The organism is Leuconostoc aquikimchii, from assembly GCF_040838325.1.
Classification (GTDB): Bacteria; Bacillota; Bacilli; order Lactobacillales; family Lactobacillaceae; genus Leuconostoc; species Leuconostoc aquikimchii.
Genome location: NZ_JBFPER010000001.1, coordinates 53631 through 71215, shown reverse-complemented (window position 1 = coordinate 71215; position 17585 = coordinate 53631). Strand labels below are relative to the sequence as shown.

The 17585-nt window shown below is 33.8% G+C and carries 30 protein-coding genes; 6 read left to right on the top strand and 24 right to left on the bottom strand.

All coding sequences use genetic code 11. The features are described from left to right. Window positions 1-23: 23 nt before the first annotated feature. From AB3K24_RS00430 to AB3K24_RS00395, 8 genes are all read right to left on the bottom strand, one after another. Entirely contained in the window at window positions 24-290 is a 267-nt protein-coding gene (locus tag AB3K24_RS00430) for a hypothetical protein (protein WP_367973128.1), read from the bottom strand. A 70-nt stretch (window positions 291-360) separates the two neighbouring features. After that, window positions 361-489, bottom strand: a complete 129-nt coding sequence (locus AB3K24_RS00425) for a hypothetical protein (RefSeq protein WP_367973126.1) — start codon at window positions 487-489, stop codon at window positions 361-363. Between the two features lie 256 nt (window positions 490-745). Further along, on the bottom strand, window positions 746-1039 hold the full coding sequence (locus AB3K24_RS00420; protein ID WP_367973124.1) for a bacteriocin immunity protein: 294 nt from the start codon (window positions 1037-1039) through the stop codon (window positions 746-748). 115 nt (window positions 1040-1154) lie between these two features. Continuing rightward, complete coding sequence (locus tag AB3K24_RS00415) at window positions 1155-1628, bottom strand: CPBP family intramembrane glutamic endopeptidase (RefSeq protein WP_367973122.1); 474 nt, start codon at window positions 1626-1628, stop codon at window positions 1155-1157. A gap of 378 nt (window positions 1629-2006) precedes the next feature. Next, complete coding sequence (locus AB3K24_RS00410; protein ID WP_367973120.1) at window positions 2007-2171, bottom strand: hypothetical protein; 165 nt, start codon at window positions 2169-2171, stop codon at window positions 2007-2009. 172 nt (window positions 2172-2343) lie between these two features. Then, on the bottom strand, window positions 2344-2490 hold the full coding sequence (locus AB3K24_RS00405) for a class IIb bacteriocin, lactobin A/cerein 7B family (RefSeq protein ID WP_367973118.1): 147 nt from the start codon (window positions 2488-2490) through the stop codon (window positions 2344-2346). Between the two features lie 138 nt (window positions 2491-2628). Continuing rightward, a complete protein-coding gene (locus tag AB3K24_RS00400; protein WP_367973116.1) occupies window positions 2629-2892 on the bottom strand; it encodes a helix-turn-helix domain-containing protein in 264 nt (87 codons plus the stop codon). Window positions 2893-3010: 118 nt separating this feature from the next. Then, window positions 3011-3232: a hypothetical protein gene (locus tag AB3K24_RS00395; RefSeq protein ID WP_367973114.1), complete on the bottom strand. Its 222-nt coding sequence runs from the start codon at window positions 3230-3232 to the stop codon at window positions 3011-3013. A gap of 206 nt (window positions 3233-3438) precedes the next feature. Between AB3K24_RS00395 and AB3K24_RS00390 the strand changes: the two genes are divergently transcribed. Together AB3K24_RS00390 and AB3K24_RS00385 are read left to right on the top strand one after the other, a co-directional pair. After that, on the top strand, window positions 3439-3741 hold the full coding sequence (locus tag AB3K24_RS00390) for a bacteriocin immunity protein (RefSeq protein WP_367973112.1): 303 nt from the start codon (window positions 3439-3441) through the stop codon (window positions 3739-3741). A 28-nt stretch (window positions 3742-3769) separates the two neighbouring features. Next, a complete protein-coding gene (locus AB3K24_RS00385) occupies window positions 3770-4000 on the top strand; it encodes a hypothetical protein (RefSeq protein ID WP_367973110.1) in 231 nt (76 codons plus the stop codon). 118 nt (window positions 4001-4118) lie between these two features. Here AB3K24_RS00385 and AB3K24_RS00380 read toward each other — a convergent pair whose 3' ends face one another. The 6 genes from AB3K24_RS00380 to AB3K24_RS00350 form a co-directional block, all read right to left on the bottom strand. Then, complete coding sequence (locus AB3K24_RS00380) at window positions 4119-4394, bottom strand: hypothetical protein (RefSeq protein ID WP_367973108.1); 276 nt, start codon at window positions 4392-4394, stop codon at window positions 4119-4121. Between the two features lie 258 nt (window positions 4395-4652). Next, window positions 4653-4913: a helix-turn-helix domain-containing protein gene (locus tag AB3K24_RS00375; RefSeq protein WP_367973106.1), complete on the bottom strand. Its 261-nt coding sequence runs from the start codon at window positions 4911-4913 to the stop codon at window positions 4653-4655. Next, entirely contained in the window at window positions 4906-5043 is a 138-nt protein-coding gene (locus AB3K24_RS00370) for a hypothetical protein (RefSeq protein ID WP_367973104.1), read from the bottom strand. The genes AB3K24_RS00375 and AB3K24_RS00370 overlap by 8 nt, the downstream gene beginning before the upstream one ends. A gap of 378 nt (window positions 5044-5421) precedes the next feature. After that, complete coding sequence (locus tag AB3K24_RS00365) at window positions 5422-5910, bottom strand: PedC/BrcD family bacteriocin maturation disulfide isomerase (protein ID WP_367973102.1); 489 nt, start codon at window positions 5908-5910, stop codon at window positions 5422-5424. A gap of 346 nt (window positions 5911-6256) precedes the next feature. After that, window positions 6257-6466 carry a Blp family class II bacteriocin gene (locus AB3K24_RS00355; protein ID WP_367973100.1) on the bottom strand — a complete coding sequence of 70 codons (210 nt, stop codon included), beginning with the start codon at window positions 6464-6466 and terminating at the stop codon, window positions 6257-6259. 84 nt (window positions 6467-6550) lie between these two features. Further along, complete coding sequence (locus tag AB3K24_RS00350) at window positions 6551-6778, bottom strand: hypothetical protein (protein WP_367973098.1); 228 nt, start codon at window positions 6776-6778, stop codon at window positions 6551-6553. Window positions 6779-6992: 214 nt separating this feature from the next. Between AB3K24_RS00350 and AB3K24_RS00345 the strand changes: the two genes are divergently transcribed. Then, window positions 6993-7493: a hypothetical protein gene (locus AB3K24_RS00345; protein ID WP_367973096.1), complete on the top strand. Its 501-nt coding sequence runs from the start codon at window positions 6993-6995 to the stop codon at window positions 7491-7493. A gap of 242 nt (window positions 7494-7735) precedes the next feature. Here the strand turns inward: AB3K24_RS00345 and AB3K24_RS00340 are convergent, their stop codons facing one another. The 6 genes from AB3K24_RS00340 to AB3K24_RS00315 all read right to left on the bottom strand — a co-directional run bounded on the left by AB3K24_RS00340 (window position 7736) and on the right by AB3K24_RS00315 (window position 12580). Beyond that, window positions 7736-7858 (bottom strand): ComC/BlpC family leader-containing pheromone/bacteriocin, encoded by a 123-nt coding sequence (locus tag AB3K24_RS00340; protein ID WP_367973094.1) that lies wholly within the window; start codon window positions 7856-7858, stop codon window positions 7736-7738. A 176-nt stretch (window positions 7859-8034) separates the two neighbouring features. Continuing rightward, window positions 8035-8295, bottom strand: a complete 261-nt coding sequence (locus tag AB3K24_RS00335) for a helix-turn-helix domain-containing protein (RefSeq protein WP_367973092.1) — start codon at window positions 8293-8295, stop codon at window positions 8035-8037. Beyond that, the gene (locus AB3K24_RS00330) at window positions 8288-9664 is read right to left on the bottom strand and encodes a bacteriocin secretion accessory protein (RefSeq protein WP_367973090.1); all 1377 of its coding nucleotides are present in this window, start codon (window positions 9662-9664) and stop codon (window positions 8288-8290) included. The genes AB3K24_RS00335 and AB3K24_RS00330 overlap by 8 nt, the downstream gene beginning before the upstream one ends. Window positions 9665-9675: 11 nt before the next feature. Continuing rightward, window positions 9676-11829 carry a peptide cleavage/export ABC transporter gene (locus AB3K24_RS00325; RefSeq protein ID WP_367973088.1) on the bottom strand — a complete coding sequence of 718 codons (2154 nt, stop codon included), beginning with the start codon at window positions 11827-11829 and terminating at the stop codon, window positions 9676-9678. 412 nt (window positions 11830-12241) lie between these two features. Beyond that, entirely contained in the window at window positions 12242-12388 is a 147-nt protein-coding gene (locus tag AB3K24_RS00320; RefSeq protein WP_367973086.1) for a bacteriocin, read from the bottom strand. A gap of 27 nt (window positions 12389-12415) precedes the next feature. Continuing rightward, window positions 12416-12580, bottom strand: coding sequence for a hypothetical protein (locus tag AB3K24_RS00315; RefSeq protein ID WP_367973084.1), 165 nt, complete (start codon window positions 12578-12580; stop codon window positions 12416-12418). 189 nt (window positions 12581-12769) lie between these two features. Here AB3K24_RS00315 and AB3K24_RS00310 point away from each other — a divergent pair, with 189 nt between their 5' ends. Further along, the gene (locus AB3K24_RS00310) at window positions 12770-13549 is read left to right on the top strand and encodes a CPBP family intramembrane glutamic endopeptidase (protein WP_367973082.1); all 780 of its coding nucleotides are present in this window, start codon (window positions 12770-12772) and stop codon (window positions 13547-13549) included. Window positions 13550-13682: 133 nt separating this feature from the next. Here the strand turns inward: AB3K24_RS00310 and AB3K24_RS00305 are convergent, their stop codons facing one another. The 3 genes from AB3K24_RS00305 to AB3K24_RS00295 form a co-directional block, all read right to left on the bottom strand. Further along, window positions 13683-13943, bottom strand: coding sequence for a hypothetical protein (locus AB3K24_RS00305; RefSeq protein WP_367973080.1), 261 nt, complete (start codon window positions 13941-13943; stop codon window positions 13683-13685). Window positions 13944-13971: 28 nt separating this feature from the next. Then, a complete protein-coding gene (locus tag AB3K24_RS00300; RefSeq protein ID WP_367973078.1) occupies window positions 13972-14184 on the bottom strand; it encodes a hypothetical protein in 213 nt (70 codons plus the stop codon). 223 nt (window positions 14185-14407) lie between these two features. Continuing rightward, window positions 14408-14575 (bottom strand): hypothetical protein, encoded by a 168-nt coding sequence (locus AB3K24_RS00295; protein ID WP_367973076.1) that lies wholly within the window; start codon window positions 14573-14575, stop codon window positions 14408-14410. 248 nt (window positions 14576-14823) lie between these two features. Here AB3K24_RS00295 and AB3K24_RS00290 point away from each other — a divergent pair, with 248 nt between their 5' ends. Next, window positions 14824-15591: a cyclase family protein gene (locus tag AB3K24_RS00290; RefSeq protein WP_367973074.1), complete on the top strand. Its 768-nt coding sequence runs from the start codon at window positions 14824-14826 to the stop codon at window positions 15589-15591. Window positions 15592-15742: 151 nt separating this feature from the next. Then, on the top strand, window positions 15743-16483 hold the full coding sequence (locus AB3K24_RS00285; protein ID WP_367973072.1) for a helix-turn-helix domain-containing protein: 741 nt from the start codon (window positions 15743-15745) through the stop codon (window positions 16481-16483). Between the two features lie 59 nt (window positions 16484-16542). Here AB3K24_RS00285 and rarD read toward each other — a convergent pair whose 3' ends face one another. Then, window positions 16543-17436, bottom strand: a complete 894-nt coding sequence (gene rarD, locus AB3K24_RS00280; protein WP_367973070.1) for an EamA family transporter RarD — start codon at window positions 17434-17436, stop codon at window positions 16543-16545. Between the last annotated feature and the right edge of the window lie 149 nt (window positions 17437-17585).

The window sequence follows — 17585 nt, the reverse complement described above, 5'->3', positions numbered from 1 at the left end:
TTAGATTATACACGCACAATAGATCATATACTAATATTATCACGACGGCCATAGTCCAAGTATAAACGGGATAGTTCTGAAAAAAAAGGCACCATGTTTTTAGACAGTGGCTGATTAAATGACAAGAACGATAATTCGTGTTTTAAATTCCTAGCAATTCTACGATCATCTATCCCACCACGTAAGGCTTTATCAGCGATGACCAAAATGTCTGTTTCCATTTGACTAAGTGTGTCATCTTTTATTAACGTGGACATATTATCCCATAATTGTTGCTTTTTATTACCCATGATTGACCCTTCTCTTACTTAATACGCGACACGTCACCGACTAAAAAAGAACCGACTTGGTATATTGACATCAGGGTTTGCAAGCTGACGCCATAACATTATCTCTGATACGATCACATGCCCGATCAACTATTTGTTGTTCGTTCATATTACCGTTTTTGAATGCCGTTAATACTGCTAATAGCTGTGTTTTGTCCATGATTGTCCCTTCTTAATATGAATTAAAAAAACCTATATCTTTCGATCTTAAATGCAACTTTTAAGTGGCATCGTCAGACTTCAAGTATAGGTACCCCTAGTGAGAACTCTGTTTCATTTTTTATCAGCCTCTAACACACATTATAGCAAACGCAAATAGCCAATTTTACACAAGTTTTTGGATTTTTAGGTTAATATATATTATTGACTTTTAACGAAAATATGTTAAGTGCATGCTGTCAGTTATTGCATTAACATTAATACCCATACCTTATTTGACTCAGTTCAGTTAATTTCTTCATCGTTTGTTGCGCGCCTTCTGGTAACACTGTGTGATTTTTTAGCATGATATGTGATAGTTCAAGATTCATTCTGCTGAGTATCAATGGTATCGATCCTGATTCTGTTTTAATGTCATTAAAATACTCTGATAAAACATGTTGCAACTCACTATACTTCACATCATCTAGTTGCTGACGTAATTGTATGAGCAGCTCTAACGCAGATTTCCCTCTCTCTTGACCACCTGTAAACCATTTTATAGCTGACATTATTACTCCCCCCTTTTAGTGTTATCCATTTGATCATAATTCCTTTTGAACTCTGCGTTCGAGTAACAACTTATCATATAAAATCAATCCAATTTTTAGCATAAAATCCATATTTTTAAGATACTAAGACTATGAAATTGTGTAATATATGAAAAATGATTGAATATTGCAACCTTTTTGTCAATACCCTTACCAACATTAACATCCCACCAGCTACTGAGTAAGTAACCCATTGTTCTAATGTTAGAGGAAAATGAATTGCTGAAAAGATGACAGTGGGCCAGACAATCTGAACAAATTTCCCCAAAGTTTGTGCCTCTTCAAACATAATACCTCGAAAATATATTTCTTCAATAACTGGTCCCAAAACAACGAGACTAAATTTAAATAGAAGTACTGGTAACCAGCCTATTGATCCATTGAGTAATATATCAATGTTTTTTTCGTTTATCCCGCTTGATTGATTATTGCTAAATATAGCTGGTATGCCATAGTTCATAATTAATAAGGTACTGATTATCATCATCATAACGAAAATAAGTTTCTGAATATTGACACGTTCGAAAATAATATCCGACCGTTTAATCAAATATTGATAACCACAAAAAGCAACACAACATTCCAAGGAAACATATATAGGCATAAGAATAACTGCATATTGCTTTAAATCTCCCATAGACAAAAAGATATTAGGTATTGAAATAATTAATACGATGAGTAAAGTTGTTAATATTAGCTCAAAAAAGTACTTTAAATTTCTGAATATGCTATGAATTATTCGTTTAACTAACATACACCCCACCTTCTTATCGATTACACATTATTTGTCAGTACTAATTTAAAAAAACACAACCGCCAATTTGAAGTAACTTCGACATAGTCTGTGTCACTTCATACTGTCTGTTATGTCTTTATAACTATGCATGCTATTTGGAATTAAAAGTATTTTTAATAGTTAAAGATACTTTTAATTCCAATGATTTCCAGTAAATCCTGATTGATGGCTTTTAATTGGACTATTCATAAATTTATGAGCAGTTTCCCCAAATGCATACCAAAATCCATCACTACTACCACCAATAATATTTGCTAACTCTTCTTCAGCAATAAATTCAAAATGTTTTTCTGTCATCCTATTTACCTCTCTTATGTCCCACTTCTGCCATAGTTATAACAATGGAAAAAACGAATACTTTCTCAACATTATCTATCCAAAAATCATTAGATACAATATTTATTAACAATTGAACCATTCCAATAATAATAAATAACTTCAAAAATGTTTTTATAAGCGTCATTTATTATTACAGATGCCCTTTTCCAGCATGCTTCCAACCAGCTCCGATTTGGTCACTATGCTCAAACGCTTGATATCCAAGATATGCACCCACAGCTATAGGCCAAAATCCCCCAGATACTTGTGCTAGTTCCTGTTCTGATAATTGCTTCATAATGAATAATTCTCCTTCTATATAAGATATTTATATTATATAATAACTTCTATTTAAAAATTAGGACATATTGTCCAAGGTATAATTATCATTACTTTGATTATAAAATTTGTACCTAAAAATAACTACATCGCAATCCTACTTATAAATTAAATTGTTAACATTTGTATTGAATAACTCAGCTAATTGAATAATTGTATCAATATCAGGTATTCTTGACCCACTTTCATATTTAGCAATTGTTGATGAACTAATGTTTAACATAATTGCTAATTCGCTCCTTTTATAACCTAGTGTTTTTCTTAATGATTTTAGATTCTGTGCAATATCTTCTGAACTACCACCAGATATAGCAGCCAAATCATCTTCATTTAACTTGTAAAAATTATCCTTATCAATCATTTCTATCCCCCCAAAAAAATTACTTTTATTAATTTATCACGATTAGAAATCATCGTTCAAAAACATTTCAGCAGCTGACATTTACTAACATTATAATTGCTAGTTGATATCAGTTGTTTTAATTTCTAACACGCTTCTGCTTCTCCCTAACGAGTACCATGCTAAAAATAACTGAAAAAATAGCTACCTTATCAAACTCAGCAATCAAAAAATCATGGGATATCACGTTCATTCCTAATTGAATTGCCCCAATGACAGTAAAGACCTGTACGAAAGATTTTATAAATAGCGCTTGGTTACTAGGCATTCTTTCCCAACTACTTTTTAATAACTTATTCATTTTTTATCCCCCTTTTTAATATTACTATTTGTATAAATTATATCACTCTTATACTCATCTTGCTAGAAACATTCTTTCATGAAAAATTTATCCAGTATTTTAATTATACTTTGCCAGTTTGTAAATGAATGTGCCATAATGGCACTTGATTGTTATAAAAATCACGACTATAATACAATTAATAACTATAATTGGGGGTTTTAAAAATGTCTAAAAAAGATAAAGAACTTGACATATTAAATGACGTCATTAACTTACTAATACAGGTAGACTTGACAACAGATGAACGGTCCATATTACAGTTCGCTAAACAACAATTGGAAAAGCACGTTTATTTTCCAAGGATTATTAGCGGCTTAGAACTATCGCTAACACCTTTAGTGATGCAACAAAAATTATCTAAAAGCCTATCACCATTTTATTTAAAAATAACAAGTCAAGAATTTAAAAATAAATATCAGGGCTTTGGTACTGGCTTAGGTATGAGTTTTGGCGGCGGCAATTTTTAAAATTTTGTGATATAGAAAGGTATTGGTCATGGATACAGTAATTAAGCATAGCCTTTTCTCAGGTATTGTTTTTGGCATATTATTAGTCATATCAAACTTCGTGATTGATCCCGTAAAAAATACACGTATTATTCCTATGGCGATTTTTATATTATTTGCCAGTTTAATCATGGGATTGTATGTGTATTGGTATGGTAAAAAGACTAAAATTGGCCAAAAACACTACAATAACCTAGCAAGAAAAAAAGCTAACAAATAATAAATTAAGCTTAATGAACCAATCATCGATGTGAACTCGTTGATTGTTTTTTTATATTGTTTGTATTAATTACATGTCATGTGACCGCAGAAATTCTTGATGATTTAATTTTAATCACTCACAAACTAATGTTATCTCTTCTACCATACCCTAAGTATAATCTTAATAATTCAGACTGAATGGGAACTAATCTTGCGGATAGACTTCCCTGCGTTAAAAACTGTTCTGAAAGTTTATATTTAAGATCCTCCGCGACTTTGATATCAACAATACCATCTTTCATGCTTTGATTAGTATGCGCTAAAATTTCGCGCTCTTGCCCAGAAATATCGCTGTTCGAGTCTGTGGCAACTTCATTAACCATCTGCCAAAATTTTATTTTTTTGTTGTTCATGTTAAATGCCCTCATTTTTTTGAATTATCATGTAATAATCCACTGACTAATACATATATTGATACTGTCAAAACCAAACATAAGCCCCAATTATTCCACCCCAAAATAAGACCAGCCATAATAGAAAAAAATAACACAAATAATTTGGCTTTCATAAAAATCCACCCCTCAAAAATATATTTTTCTCAGTTATCAAAATGGCACAAGAAATACCTATCTAATTATCGTTATTAACTCCTTAGTATCAAACACCCTAACTTAAAATATCAAATCATTTATTTCAACACCAAGAACACGCGATATTTGAATTAATGTATCAATATCAGGCACTCTTGTGCCTTCTTCATAGCGCGCAATCGTAGTAACGTCCAAATGTAATCTATCTGCTAATTGCGCTCTTCTCATACCTAAAGTTGAACGTACTGTCTTCAAATTCTGTGCAATATCTTCAGAACTACCACCAGATATAGCCGCCAAATCCGCTTCATTTAACTCGCAAAAACCATAATTATCAATCATTTCGATCTCCCATTACTTTATCTTTATAATACTGTGCCCACGTCTTTTTACCTTTTATAACAGTGACACGACCATTGATCCCATACTTCATGCTGTCACGCTGACTACGAGGAACCGCTAATGCTGACACACTTATAAAACGAACCTTCTTTAGAGGCTATAGGGGCTGTCCCTATTTCTTTGACTATCCCATCTAACACCATTGGCTGCGTGACATTTTGATTCGCGGTAAACCGTATTTTTTGATTGATCTTGAGTCCGATAATGTTACTTGCTGGGACCTAATAACTGTCTTGGTAACTGTTATTAGCAGATTGTTGTTTCTCTGTTAATTCATCAAGATTTTGCTGGTCGGTATTAAAGCATCTCTTCAAATAATTACCATCTAATCTAAAGCCCTAAAGGGCTCCCCCGTAAGTTAGGTAAAATCCAACTTACGGGGGAGCCCCTTAAATATAATCAAATTCAAATTGCAAATTTATACAGCCAAAGTACTTCAAAGAGTAAACTAATCAGTATACTTATATTTTTTTAATGTATTCAATTGATTTAGGTTAGTGTCACTACCCACATAAGAATGAATTACCTTTGCATGTTTGATTAATAAAATAGTTGGTGCGACCGTAATACCTAAAGTTTTACTATATACGTCTATAAAATCATTATTTATTTGGTCTGAAGTAATTTTACTGATATCTAAATACTTAATTCTGATATTAGAACTCTCCATAAATTGCTTTAACGTTGGAGAAAAACCTCTGCAGTAAGGGCAGTTTTCATAACCAACAAATAAGACAAATGTTTTGTTACTCTCCACCATGGAGACTAATTGTGCCGGGTTGATAGATTCTGTTTGAGAAATATTTTGATTATAGTCCGAAAAACTAATTTGATCTCCTTTTTCAGCAATGGCTTCAGAAGCATCAACTTTTGTTATACCAAATATAAAAAAAACACTGAGAATTCCTAAAATCGCGGTCCACTTTTTAAACTTCATAACACCTTCCTGGTAGAATTGATTTACAATTAAGTATTATCCACATGTAAAACTATTCACTATATGGAGCATGATAGCGATGAATATAATTAATTATTTTTAATATTGTTGCCACTACCGAAGATATGCTGATCTCAAAACGCAATAAACAACTAAGATGCTTTTCCAGGAAAGCATACCATTGAACCTATTCCTAAACCAACCGCTACTCCAAACGGAGTTAACGTCGCCCCGCCTGCTATTGTATATCCAGCCATGCAGGCTGCTGCATTTCTACCTCCTTGTATATCAGAAAGAGCCATGTCATCTAATACTTCGAAGTCACATAGAACGTTATCCATTTTATTTACTGCCCCCATGCTTTCATTGCGCCACCAACCATACCAAACTGTGCTCCAATAACGGCACCACCAACTATACCAACTGGTCCACCAGCAGCACCAGCAATTGCACCAGTCCCTGCTGCCCAAGCTGTAGTGCCTATAAATGTCCCTAATCGGCCCCCTCCATTAACTTTTTCTAGTTGTGTGTCATCCAAAATTGTAAAATTTTCCATAATACATCTCCTTATAAAATACTGTGTTTAATTCAAGCCATTAAGCTTCTTCTATGAATTGTTTAAAAAACAAAAAACCTATTGTTATAATTTTTTGGTATATTTATCAACCCTTTTTTTACCACTATGCGTATAAGATAAAAAGAGTATGTCCAACATATAAAAAATAAAAACACTGATAATAATAAGACCAGCCAATAGCAGAAACGTTTGGACAGAAGATACAAAAATCATAATTTGAAGTATACCCGCTAGTGCCATGCCAGCATCTTTTACAGCAATTTTACAAATTACACTTTTTCTCATAATCATCAACAAATCCCTTAGAAAGTGAACGCTCACTTTTATTGACATTGAATTTACAACAACACATCTTAACTTCATTATGATTCATCCTTAATTGTAATCCGATGCTCCTATACTGAAATTCTGGACTATTTTCTTTCTAGGCTATCATCCAAGACAATATCGTATAGGAACTTTTACGAAAGCATATACCCCAGAATTCAAATCTTCAATTGTTACCTTGTACAACCACAGTCATTCAGCTAATTCGTTAGCCAATGAATACCACTTAGATGTCCAAAATATCACTGGTTGGGTTAAAAAGCTGAAGTCATTGGCACGGATAATCAAGGTCAACCGCTTCAAAAAGCATACGACCGCCTACAAGAAGAAAATAAAATTCTACCATGCATTGCCTAACAAGCATTTGAGACTGTGTTACTGGGTCAAAAAAGCACAAGTACCGCGTAAGACCCATCTGCGAATCATTCAAACCCTTGTAAACAAAGGATTTAAGTTAGTCACGGTGCTGAAGATGTTAGTGATTTCAATCAAAGTATGTACTTTGCTTTTTGATTGGGCACATTATCACGAACCGACTCGCCAACGTGAGGGTATTATTTTGATAGATTTACTGCTTGAAATTCGGCAGAAAAACTATCGTGTTTATGAAATACTACGCTTGAAAATTGCCTTAACTGGCTTACATTTACATCATGGCATCAAGCGTATTGACGTTTGATAAAAGCAGCCAAATTTGATAAACATCTAAAACCTACCCATGCCTGTCACTTATTTAAAATTAACTGATTGACAATGGGGTTATCTTGCATCGTTGTCAGATTTAACTATCCACAAGATTTTGGTCCATCAAATCAGTGCTAAGATGACCACAAAGTTAGTCGTATCGACGTAAAAAAGGCTTGCTTTATCACAATAAGAAAGTTGCTTAACCAAACAGACCTAGATAAAAAATAGTCCGAACTACTGACTTAGAAGCAAGTACAAACCTGATCCAACAATTTCTCCATCTGTTGAAAAAACACCACCAGAAATCTTATTCAAATCATCGTTGTTAATGCGTTGAAAATTATTTATTTCTTTCATATTAATTATCCCCCTTTCTTTCATCTAACTATACATCTTTGTTTGAAAAAATATTGTGACATATTGTCATAGAAATCAAAAAAATATTGAACCCTCTTTTTTAATTCCATAAAATTGTCCATCCTAATTGTATTTATCATCAATAAATTAACCCTTATAAACTATGATCCACACCGTCACAGAATAATATTACTAACATCTGTATTAAATATTTTTGCAATGGTAATAATTGTATCAATACTTGGGATACGGTTTCCCACTTCGTATCGTGCAAGTGTTGACAATTCAATATTTAGCTTATCAGCTAATTCTTCTCTACTCAAATGAGAAGTAACCCGTAATGTTCTCAAATTCTGTGCAATATCTTCAGAACTACCACCAGATATAGCCGCCAAGTCCGCTTCATTTAACTCACAAAAACCATAATTATCAATCATTTCGATCTCCCATTACTTTATCTTTATAATACTGTGCCCAGGTTTTCTTACCTTTTATAACAGTGACACGACCATTGATTCCATATTTCATGTTGTCACGCTGACTACGAGAAACTGTTAATGCCGCAACACATTTATAAAACGCCCCTTCCTTAGAGGCTATAGGGGCTGTCCCTATTTCTTTGACTGTCCCATCTAACACCATTGGTTGTGTGACATTTTGATTCGCGGTAAACCGTATTTTTTGATTGATCTTGAGTCCGACAATGTTACTTGCTGGGACATAATAAATCACTTCTAATTTTGTTTTATCAGATAACTTGGGATAAATTTGAGCAACTGTGGTCCCTTTCGGATAATATTTAGTGTTACTTTTATCAGTTTCTAAATGCACAACGCCTGCTTCTGGTGACTTAATCACTGTATCTTGGTAGCTGTTATTGGCAGATTGTTGTTTCGCTTTTAATTCATCAAGATTTTCCTGGTCGGTATTAATTTCTTTCTGCACACTGGCTAATTGTTGATTTTTTAAATCAGCCACCTTGTCTAAAGTACTACTTTTTGACAACGGGCCACTTTTACCAATGCCAGCTATTTGTGTATCATACGTATCATTACCGTTACTTAATTGATCAATCTGTTGTTGAACATTCGCTGCAGCCGCTTGCTTGATTTGTTCCTTTTCTGCTGGTGTCGTCGCCGCTTTCTGTTGTGCAATGTAGCTATCGTAAAGAGATTGATACGTGTTATGTTTAACACTTGAATCATGATCAATAGCATTGCGTAAATCCTGATATTGTTGTAATTTATCATTATTTTTTGTTTGATTTTGCTTTAAAACATCAATTTGATGATCTGCTTGTTGATTTGCAGTCACTTTATCACTTGTTTGTTGTGCAAAATCATCATTTAATGCACTAGATTGGGCAATATAATCATTGAATAAACTATCATAACCAAATTTATCTTGCCCAGAAAACTGACTACTACCTGAATCAATACTCATTTTGTAGGTTGCTAGACTTTGTAGTCGCTCAGTGACATTGTTAATTTGTTGCGTTAATACTTGCGTAGATAACTGCTCATCATCGTGTTTGAAGGAGACCAATAGTTCCCCTTTGTTAATGACTTTATTTTCTGATAATTTGTTTTCATCAATAGCGTTATTACTTGTCGATTGAATAATTGATAATACTTGAGCTGGTACAATTTGACCCGTTGCCTTTGTTGTGATTTCTCTTGTGGCAAACATACCAAACAAGATAACTGCAATTAATAATATAAATAAAGGGATAATAATTAATGTCGAAAAATTTTTATAACGTCGTTGATAAAACTCGCCACTTTCTAGATATTTTGAATCAAACATGCTTTAACCCCCTAATCATTGAACAACGAGGCATAAAAACCTGCTTGTGCCAGTAGCTCATCATGAGACCCATCTTCAATGATTTTCCCCGATTGCATGGCAATAATACGTTGTACACTTTTGGATATTGTCAGGCGATGAGCAACAAAAATAATTGTTTTATCAGTTAATGACATCAAATTATGAATGATTTTCTTTTCCGTCAATACATCCAAATTACTAGTAGATTCATCTAATATCAATACTGGTGAATCAACAAGTAACGCTCGTGCTAAAGCAATTCGTTGCTTTTGACCACCTGAAATATTACCACTCTCTGCTAGTTCTGTATTAAATCCTTGTGACATATTTTCAATGTCAGTTATAATCTCAGCTAATTCAGTCGCACGTATAATGTCTGCTTGTGTGGTGCCTTGTTTAGCTCCGAGTACTAAATTATCAATAATTGAACCCGTGAAGATATAAGGTTCTTGTGGCAAATAATTGATATAAGCACGTAACTCATGTTTATCTATATTCTCTAAACGACTATTGCCTAACATAATCGTGCCAGACTCTGGATGAAAAAAGTTAACTAACAACTTAACTAATGTCGATTTCCCCGAACCGCTCACCCCTACCAAAGCTACTTTTTCACCTGCCCTAATGCGAAGCGACACCTCATCAATAGCCGGTGCACCAAATCCATATTTATAGGTGACCTGTGTCATGCTGATGTCACTGCTATCTGCTATTTCTTCACTTAATGCTGTATGTTCTTGATACTCTGAATCAACTAAATAAACTTCATTCAAACGATTATTAGCAACTGCAGCTTGCTGCAACTTCGTTTGTAAGTTGATGATATTTTGTAACGGATCAGTAAAAAATCCAAGTAACGCATTATATGTAATCAACTGCCCCATGCTTATTTTGTTTGACATGACCAGTTGTGCCCCAATCCAAAGGACTACAACATTCAAAATTAAGTGTAATAAGCTCTTGAGTGCATTTTGAATGGCTTCCGTTTTTGCATAGATAAATGATTTATCCAAATAAGTCACAAACTCATGATCAACTTTTTTATAAGCAGTCTGTTCACTGTTCAATGCTTTAATCGTTTCGACACCATTAATGTCTTCAATGATTGAAGCACTCAGCATCGAACCAGCCTGCATCTGATCATTATTCATCTTGGCAAAGGGTTTCATAAATAGCCAGACTACGAGTGCATAAGCTGGCACCGCAATTAATGACACTAAGAACAATGTCGTGTTTTGAATAACCAGCACTGTCCCGACTATCATTAGTATGCCAACATCTAGAAACAAAGATAATATCGTACTAGCTAGCGCCTCAATAATGGCATTCGCATCCGTGAAACGACTAATAATTTCACCCGTTCTTCTGGTTGCAAAAAAAGACATTGGTAGTTCAAAAATATGTTTAATGTAAGACAAGATAATATCAATTGATAATCTTTGCCCCATAATAATTAACAGATAATCTCGAGCATATGATAACATTTGTTGGATCGCATAAGCAGCAATGAGTCCCACCGAAACAATACCTAAGGTGTTTTTCATATTATCTGGTATATAAGTATCAATAATCCCCTGTAAATAATAAGAACCTAAAATGCTAACTAAGGTAACCATCAACGCTGCAATCACGATGTTAGTCACTAACCCACGTTGCTTACCGATAATGGGTATAAACGCACTTAATGATCGCTTTTGATCTTTAGTTGGTTTATAAGTTGGATTGGGGGCAATAAATATCGCAACACCCGTCCACTCCTTAGCAAAATAGTCTTTTGACATTTTTGTTTTACCAACGGTAATATCTGGATCAGCGATTAATAAATTATTCCCTCGTACACCATAGACAACATAGTAATGTGGGTATTTACCATCTTTTTGAACATGTGCAATAAATGGATATGGCAAATCTTTCTGGTCAAATATAGAAAGATCTGCCCGAACAGGCGTGGTATCAAAATCAAGTGCTTGTGCTGCCCTAACAATGCCTAATGCTGTGGTGCCCTCCATGTCTGTCTTGGCTATTTCTCGTAAATGTGCCAAGGATAACCGTGTCTTATAATGTGCGGCAATCATTGCCAAGGCTGCAACACCACAATCACGTTCGTCGACTTGAGGGATGTAACTAAGCTTTTTGATAAACATTTATCATCCTCTAATTTACAGTTTAGCAAATTACAACCCCTAATTTTACACATGTTTATCGAAATTTTTGCTGAAATATATTAGTGACATTTATTGCTTTTTGTGGTATTAACATTCAGATATTTAACTTAATACGATATCTATTGGCACAAAAAAATATTTGTTAGCAACGGTACTGACTACGGTGCTAACAAATATCATTTTATACTTTAATTTATTCGTCTAATCGAAATAACTGAAAAAGTAATCTTTATAAGGGATAATATTAAGAAAATAGCATTAAATATTAAAAGTGGTACACTCAGTGCTCTTTGAAGTATCACTAAAGAGAATATTAATGCTATAACCCCAAAATAGATGTCATGCTTTTTATAAAAATCGCGATCTAATACTATTTTTTTCATATTCAGTATCAATAGAAAAACAAAGCGCCTCTAATTACTGCGCCAGCCATAAATCCATAAGCTTGTCCCGCTGAGTAGTTACTGCTCTTTTTACCACCTAAAACAGTGCTCAACTCGTTATCATTTAATTGATTTAATTTTTCTAAACCAGTCATTTCCTTCACCTCCATATATTTTTGTTCTTAAGACCAAGCTTTTTTGAATCCATTCAAAAATCCATGACCAAATGATCTACGTTGAGATGGTGTTTGCATGTACAAAGCACCACGCGAGATCATTTGAGAGCCACCTTTAATCTCAGATAAATCTTTAACTGATAACCTTTTTAGTTCTTTGTTTGATAACATTATATAAGCCTCCTTTTTGTTTTTAATATATTACAAATAATTCATAGATTAACCCTATTCAACTAGATATTACTAGTTCATAACATCAACATATGGTCAGTACACTCTTCATCATACAACAGCACCATCAATTTTACATTGCCAAAATGGCACTTTTTGAAACCAGCTAACTTATGCTACACTAACACTATGACATCTAGAAAAAATTTACTGATACAAATTTTGTTAGTATGGCTTGGTAGCCTCGTATTCACAATTGGTTTTGAGAACTTACTGGCCTATTCGACACAGTTATCACAATATACGATCGTGGTTCTGAATTCTTTATTAAGTATAGGTATCTTATACTTAGTTAATCACAAATACAAATTAACCAAAGTATTCATAAAACCAGCACATGATACTTGGTTAGATAAATCAGTTTATATCATACCAATCCTTCTGTACGCTTTACGCTTATTACTATTTTTTGTTGATGAACCTGGCAAATTAAGTCTGATCGTGAATCACATCCCACACTATCTCATGATTTTACTCGTTGTTGTCACCAGTGTTTTTTTCGAAGAGTATATCGATCGTGGCCTTGTTTTTGGCGCATTACTGGTTTATTTTAAAAATCATAAATGGCGTGTACAGCTTAGCATCTTATTATCTGCTTCTATGTTCTCGTTGTCTCATTTGATGAACTTACTTAATCAAAATGTGATACAAACACTCGGACAGATGATTTATACTTTTGGATTTGGATGTTTAGTCAGTATGCTGTATATTCGATCACGAAGCTTATTAATCCCATTTGCAACCCATTTTTTATTCAATTTACCGTCATTTTTAGATGATTCAGCATTTAGTGCAACGCATTCGGTTGCACTCACATCCCTAATAGGGCCAATCGTCTTGCTAATTATTTTTCTAACCTACACTTTTGTTTTTATTAATAAAGACGAAACAAAGCATTATCAATTTTAGTGTTGATGTGACACCTACGCGCACATTTATGGCTTCATTGGGTATGGTCAAATGATACTTTCTAAAAAGCACTTCAATCCTGTATTAATAGGACTGAAGTGCTTTTTACTTAATGGAATCAATCGTAACGCGATTAAAACCATGTCATGGATGCTCTGCCATAATCAACACCCATATTAGGTTTATTTAATTGCATCAAAAACGCAAGCCCGTCTTTTGAAATTTTTTGCTTTATTGCCAATTGTGTCAGATTAAATTGCAATTCTGATAAAACGTTATGCTCATTTTGATGTTTATTTAATTGTTCAATTGCAACATCTAAGTATTCACGTTCTTGTTTATCACTCAAAGAAACACTATTTAAAAATGACAATGTATCAATACTTTTTTTCACAATATCACCCAAATCCTTTACTTATCAATTAGTGTTGAAAAGGCCGGAAACTAGAAAACCAACCACTAACAACGGTGCGCCCTGTTGTACTCATAATAGCTGAGTTATCAGCAAAATATTTATGTGTTGTTGTATTATATAATTGCCACTGTGTGACACGAATAATTTTCCCACCTGATACTTCAGATAATTGCTGATTGTTCATGCCTTGGAAATTATTTGAAAATTCAAACTTATTCATAATTCTAATCCTCTTATTCATTTTGATAACCTAATTATACACCTCAAAAAATGATGAATTTATGCCAATTTGGCACAAAAAATAACTTTTGAAACTTTTAAATTAGGTTACAGTAGATCATTATTTTAACTCTAATTATTAAGAAAAAAATAATTTGAAATGTCTCTTACCCACATTCTAACGTTCTCTGACTTATGCTTAGCTAAACCATATTCTGTCAACTTCAATTATTCGTCTTATAATGAGTAACTTCATAGCAAAGTGATACGGCACCTAGTATTAACTCAAGCACCAAAATAACTATTTGAGTGTGCGTGAAATTATTTTTTAAAAAAACTTGCCCCCCACCAAATATTAAAATTAAGGCAATAAATAGACGTAATTTTTTCATGGCATCTCCCTTCTATATGATATTAACCTTCTGTAATTTATAGTTTATCAAATTGCAACCCCTAATTTTTCACTTATTTATCAAATATCTTCCTGAAATATATTAGTGACTTTTATTGTTTATTGTGGTATTGGTTAAAAAAATAGTGACGTGAAATTTAAGCATACCTCTCGCCAGATTATGATACAATCATTATCACATGCAGTTTATAAATAACTTGTAAAATGAAATTTGAAGAGGATACACTTATGAAAATTATTGATTTATCAGTGAGTCTTAAAGCGGGCATCGCATCTGATCCCAAGGAAGCTAAACCAGAAATTGAGTATACTGACCATATAGCCGGTGCCAAACAAATGGCTAACGTATTTACAGGCCTTAATACAAAAGATTTGAAAAATGAAGAAGGCTGGGCATCAGAGAATCTGAAGCTTACTAGTCATTCTGGCACTCACATGGATGCCCCGTATCACTTTAATTCAAAACAGGATAATGGCTCGGCCATGCCTACGATTGATGAACTCCCACTAGAGAACTTTATAGGTAATGGTGTAAAATTTGACTTTCGTCATTTTGAAAATGGTCATGTGATTACAGCTAATGAAGTAGAGCAAGAACTTTATCGCATTAATCATGTTTTAAAACCTGGTGATATTGTTGTTGTCAATACTACTGCAGGTGCCCGTTATGGTTCAGATGACTACTTATCCTCAGGTATTGGTATGGGACGTGAAGCCACATTATACTTAACTGAACGTGGTGTCAAAGTAGTTGGTACTGATGCTTGGAGTTGGGATGCACCTTTTAATTTCACAGCAGAAAAATTTGCTAAGACAAAAGATCCATCTATCATTTGGGAAGGACATTATTCAGGTACAACGATTCCGTATTATCAAATGGAAAAAATGGGTAACTTAGATCTATTACCTGATGATGGTTTCACAATTATTTGCCAACCAATTAATATTTATAAGGCCTCTGCCGGTTGGGTCCGGCCAATAGCTATTTTAAAATGAAGTCATTTTTTTGTCTAATAATGACATAGTTTCTCCTTGTCATAAATACAACATTTCAATTATTGTGCATAATATCACTAATTGACATTGAAACCTATTATATTTAATGTATAATATAATTATTGCATTAATTTTTATGGGGGAAATCATAATGACTATTGGCGATCAAATTAAGCAATTACGTACAACTCATAATCTAACACAACAAGAATTTGCCGCAAAGATATATATTTCCTATCAATCTATATCCAACTGGGAAAATAATCGTAGTTATCCGTCCACTGAAATCATGTTACTCATCATTGATACGTTTGATTTACCATTAAATTATTTTATTGCCAAAGACATTGACACAACGACAAACCAAGAGGAAACGCTCATTTTGTCATCTTTTTTAAAATGTATGGCAACTAGTCGAGACGAAGCGCCTAACTTAGAATCTATTCAGCAATTATCTGGTCTATCAGCAGAACGTGTACAATACTACTTCCCGTCATATGATGACTTAGTCTATACACTCATCAATAAAGTGGATCAAGACATTAAAATCAGAGTAGAAAAACGTTTATCTGACCATGAGGGTGTGCTATCAATATTTATAAATGATATGACACCGCTGCTTTACTATAAAAAAGAAACCTTACATATTTTATACACACGGCCTTACATTAAAGGCATTTGGACACAATTTATTAAAACAAAATACCAGTCACTTCTCATAAAATACAACCCTGATATTAAAAAGAACGATCTAGATGCCGCCTATTTAATCGAAACATTAACCACCTTTATTTCGATTTGGCTAAGCCAACCAGAAATTGAGCCATTAGTTCAATTCCAAAAACGTATCACTTACTTGGTCAATCATTCGATGTTATCTTGGCGTTTTTAAACCAATCATGCATCAGTCGTCTTTACGATCAGTTAAAAAGCATTCAAGCCTCACACGAGTTATGGCTTGAATGCTTTTTTTGATTTTTGATAGCTACTAAAACTGCCGAAAATAAATACCAATATACCAGACCAAATGAATGCAAAAACAATCACCTTATGCCAATTAAATGCTTCATGTAAAACAAATACTGCCATCAGTAGTTGAATCGTGGGGTTCAAATATTGAATAAAGCTCAATGTAATGAAATCAGTATTTTTATTCGCCACAGCGAAAAGTAGCAAAGGAATTACCGTTAGAATACCACTCATGATTAATAGTATTGTGATTCTTGGCCCATCTTGCGTCATCACATGTGGCGATAAAAATAAGTATACTAACGCTATAGGTGCAACAATAACTGTTTCTAATGCCAATGAAATCGTTGCGGGTAAAGGCACCTGCTTTTTAATTACGCCATAAAAACAGAATGAAGCAGCCATTAACAAAGTATTCAACGGCAATGACCCAGTTTGAATGGTTAGGATAATGACACCAATGACCACAAGCGTTAACGCGATTATTTTAGAACGTGAGAGTTTTTCATGCAAAAACATCACTGCTACAACAACATTCATGAGCGGCATGATGTAATAGGCGAGACTTGCTTCTGTTGCTTGTTCATGGGTTACCATAGTGATGTATAAAAACCAATTGATTGAAATCAGAAAGGCGCTCAATATAATCCAACCTATTTTGCGATTATGAATTAAGGTCACAATGACATGCCAGACCTCAGCCCAACTTTTTTGCACTGTCAGCACAATGCTAATGGTGACAAGAGACCACACAATCCGATAGGCTAATGTATCCATCGCCGGCACAACACTCAGTAGTTCCCAAAACACCCCCAGTAATCCCCACATAAAATATGCTGCAAATCCAGAAGTGATACCCAAACGCTTATTTTCCATGGTAGTATGCCATCCCAAACTAAAATATAAACACTATCATACCACCGTTATTAAAAAAAGAAAATAAATAAGGGCTCGTATTGCACGTTGTTTTTTAACACTTAATTTCAGCAGCCATGCTTGCAACATCTACCAATGGATAAATAATT

What these genes read in the sequence shown, in the direction of transcription:
- AB3K24_RS00430 (WP_367973128.1), bottom strand. Translation starts at nt 290, where the DNA reads ATGGGTAATAAAAAGCAACAATTATGGGATAATATGTCCACGTTAATA.
- AB3K24_RS00425 (WP_367973126.1), bottom strand. Translation starts at nt 489, where the DNA reads ATGGACAAAACACAGCTATTAGCAGTATTAACGGCATTCAAAAACGGT.
- AB3K24_RS00420 (WP_367973124.1), bottom strand. Translation starts at nt 1,039, where the DNA reads ATGTCAGCTATAAAATGGTTTACAGGTGGTCAAGAGAGAGGGAAATCT.
- AB3K24_RS00410 (WP_367973120.1), bottom strand. Translation starts at nt 2,171, where the DNA reads ATGACAGAAAAACATTTTGAATTTATTGCTGAAGAAGAGTTAGCAAAT.
- AB3K24_RS00405 (WP_367973118.1), bottom strand. Translation starts at nt 2,490, where the DNA reads ATGAAGCAATTATCAGAACAGGAACTAGCACAAGTATCTGGGGGATTT.
- AB3K24_RS00400 (WP_367973116.1), bottom strand. Translation starts at nt 2,892, where the DNA reads ATGATTGATAAGGATAATTTTTACAAGTTAAATGAAGATGATTTGGCT.
- AB3K24_RS00395 (WP_367973114.1), bottom strand. Translation starts at nt 3,232, where the DNA reads ATGAATAAGTTATTAAAAAGTAGTTGGGAAAGAATGCCTAGTAACCAA.
- AB3K24_RS00390 (WP_367973112.1), top strand. Translation starts at nt 3,439, where the DNA reads ATGTCTAAAAAAGATAAAGAACTTGACATATTAAATGACGTCATTAAC.
- AB3K24_RS00385 (WP_367973110.1), top strand. Translation starts at nt 3,770, where the DNA reads ATGGATACAGTAATTAAGCATAGCCTTTTCTCAGGTATTGTTTTTGGC.
- AB3K24_RS00380 (WP_367973108.1), bottom strand. Translation starts at nt 4,394, where the DNA reads ATGAACAACAAAAAAATAAAATTTTGGCAGATGGTTAATGAAGTTGCC.
- AB3K24_RS00375 (WP_367973106.1), bottom strand. Translation starts at nt 4,913, where the DNA reads ATGATTGATAATTATGGTTTTTGCGAGTTAAATGAAGCGGATTTGGCG.
- AB3K24_RS00365 (WP_367973102.1), bottom strand. Translation starts at nt 5,910, where the DNA reads ATGAAGTTTAAAAAGTGGACCGCGATTTTAGGAATTCTCAGTGTTTTT.
- AB3K24_RS00355 (WP_367973100.1), bottom strand. Translation starts at nt 6,466, where the DNA reads ATGGAAAATTTTACAATTTTGGATGACACACAACTAGAAAAAGTTAAT.
- AB3K24_RS00350 (WP_367973098.1), bottom strand. Translation starts at nt 6,778, where the DNA reads ATGATTATGAGAAAAAGTGTAATTTGTAAAATTGCTGTAAAAGATGCT.
- AB3K24_RS00340 (WP_367973094.1), bottom strand. Translation starts at nt 7,858, where the DNA reads ATGAAAGAAATAAATAATTTTCAACGCATTAACAACGATGATTTGAAT.
- AB3K24_RS00335 (WP_367973092.1), bottom strand. Translation starts at nt 8,295, where the DNA reads ATGATTGATAATTATGGTTTTTGTGAGTTAAATGAAGCGGACTTGGCG.
- AB3K24_RS00330 (WP_367973090.1), bottom strand. Translation starts at nt 9,664, where the DNA reads ATGTTTGATTCAAAATATCTAGAAAGTGGCGAGTTTTATCAACGACGT.
- AB3K24_RS00325 (WP_367973088.1), bottom strand. Translation starts at nt 11,829, where the DNA reads ATGTTTATCAAAAAGCTTAGTTACATCCCTCAAGTCGACGAACGTGAT.
- AB3K24_RS00320 (WP_367973086.1), bottom strand. Translation starts at nt 12,388, where the DNA reads ATGACTGGTTTAGAAAAATTAAATCAATTAAATGATAACGAGTTGAGC.
- AB3K24_RS00315 (WP_367973084.1), bottom strand. Translation starts at nt 12,580, where the DNA reads ATGTTATCAAACAAAGAACTAAAAAGGTTATCAGTTAAAGATTTATCT.
- AB3K24_RS00310 (WP_367973082.1), top strand. Translation starts at nt 12,770, where the DNA reads ATGACATCTAGAAAAAATTTACTGATACAAATTTTGTTAGTATGGCTT.
- AB3K24_RS00300 (WP_367973078.1), bottom strand. Translation starts at nt 14,184, where the DNA reads ATGAATAAGTTTGAATTTTCAAATAATTTCCAAGGCATGAACAATCAG.
- AB3K24_RS00295 (WP_367973076.1), bottom strand. Translation starts at nt 14,575, where the DNA reads ATGAAAAAATTACGTCTATTTATTGCCTTAATTTTAATATTTGGTGGG.
- AB3K24_RS00290 (WP_367973074.1), top strand. Translation starts at nt 14,824, where the DNA reads ATGAAAATTATTGATTTATCAGTGAGTCTTAAAGCGGGCATCGCATCT.
- AB3K24_RS00285 (WP_367973072.1), top strand. Translation starts at nt 15,743, where the DNA reads ATGACTATTGGCGATCAAATTAAGCAATTACGTACAACTCATAATCTA.
- rarD (WP_367973070.1), bottom strand. Translation starts at nt 17,436, where the DNA reads ATGGAAAATAAGCGTTTGGGTATCACTTCTGGATTTGCAGCATATTTT.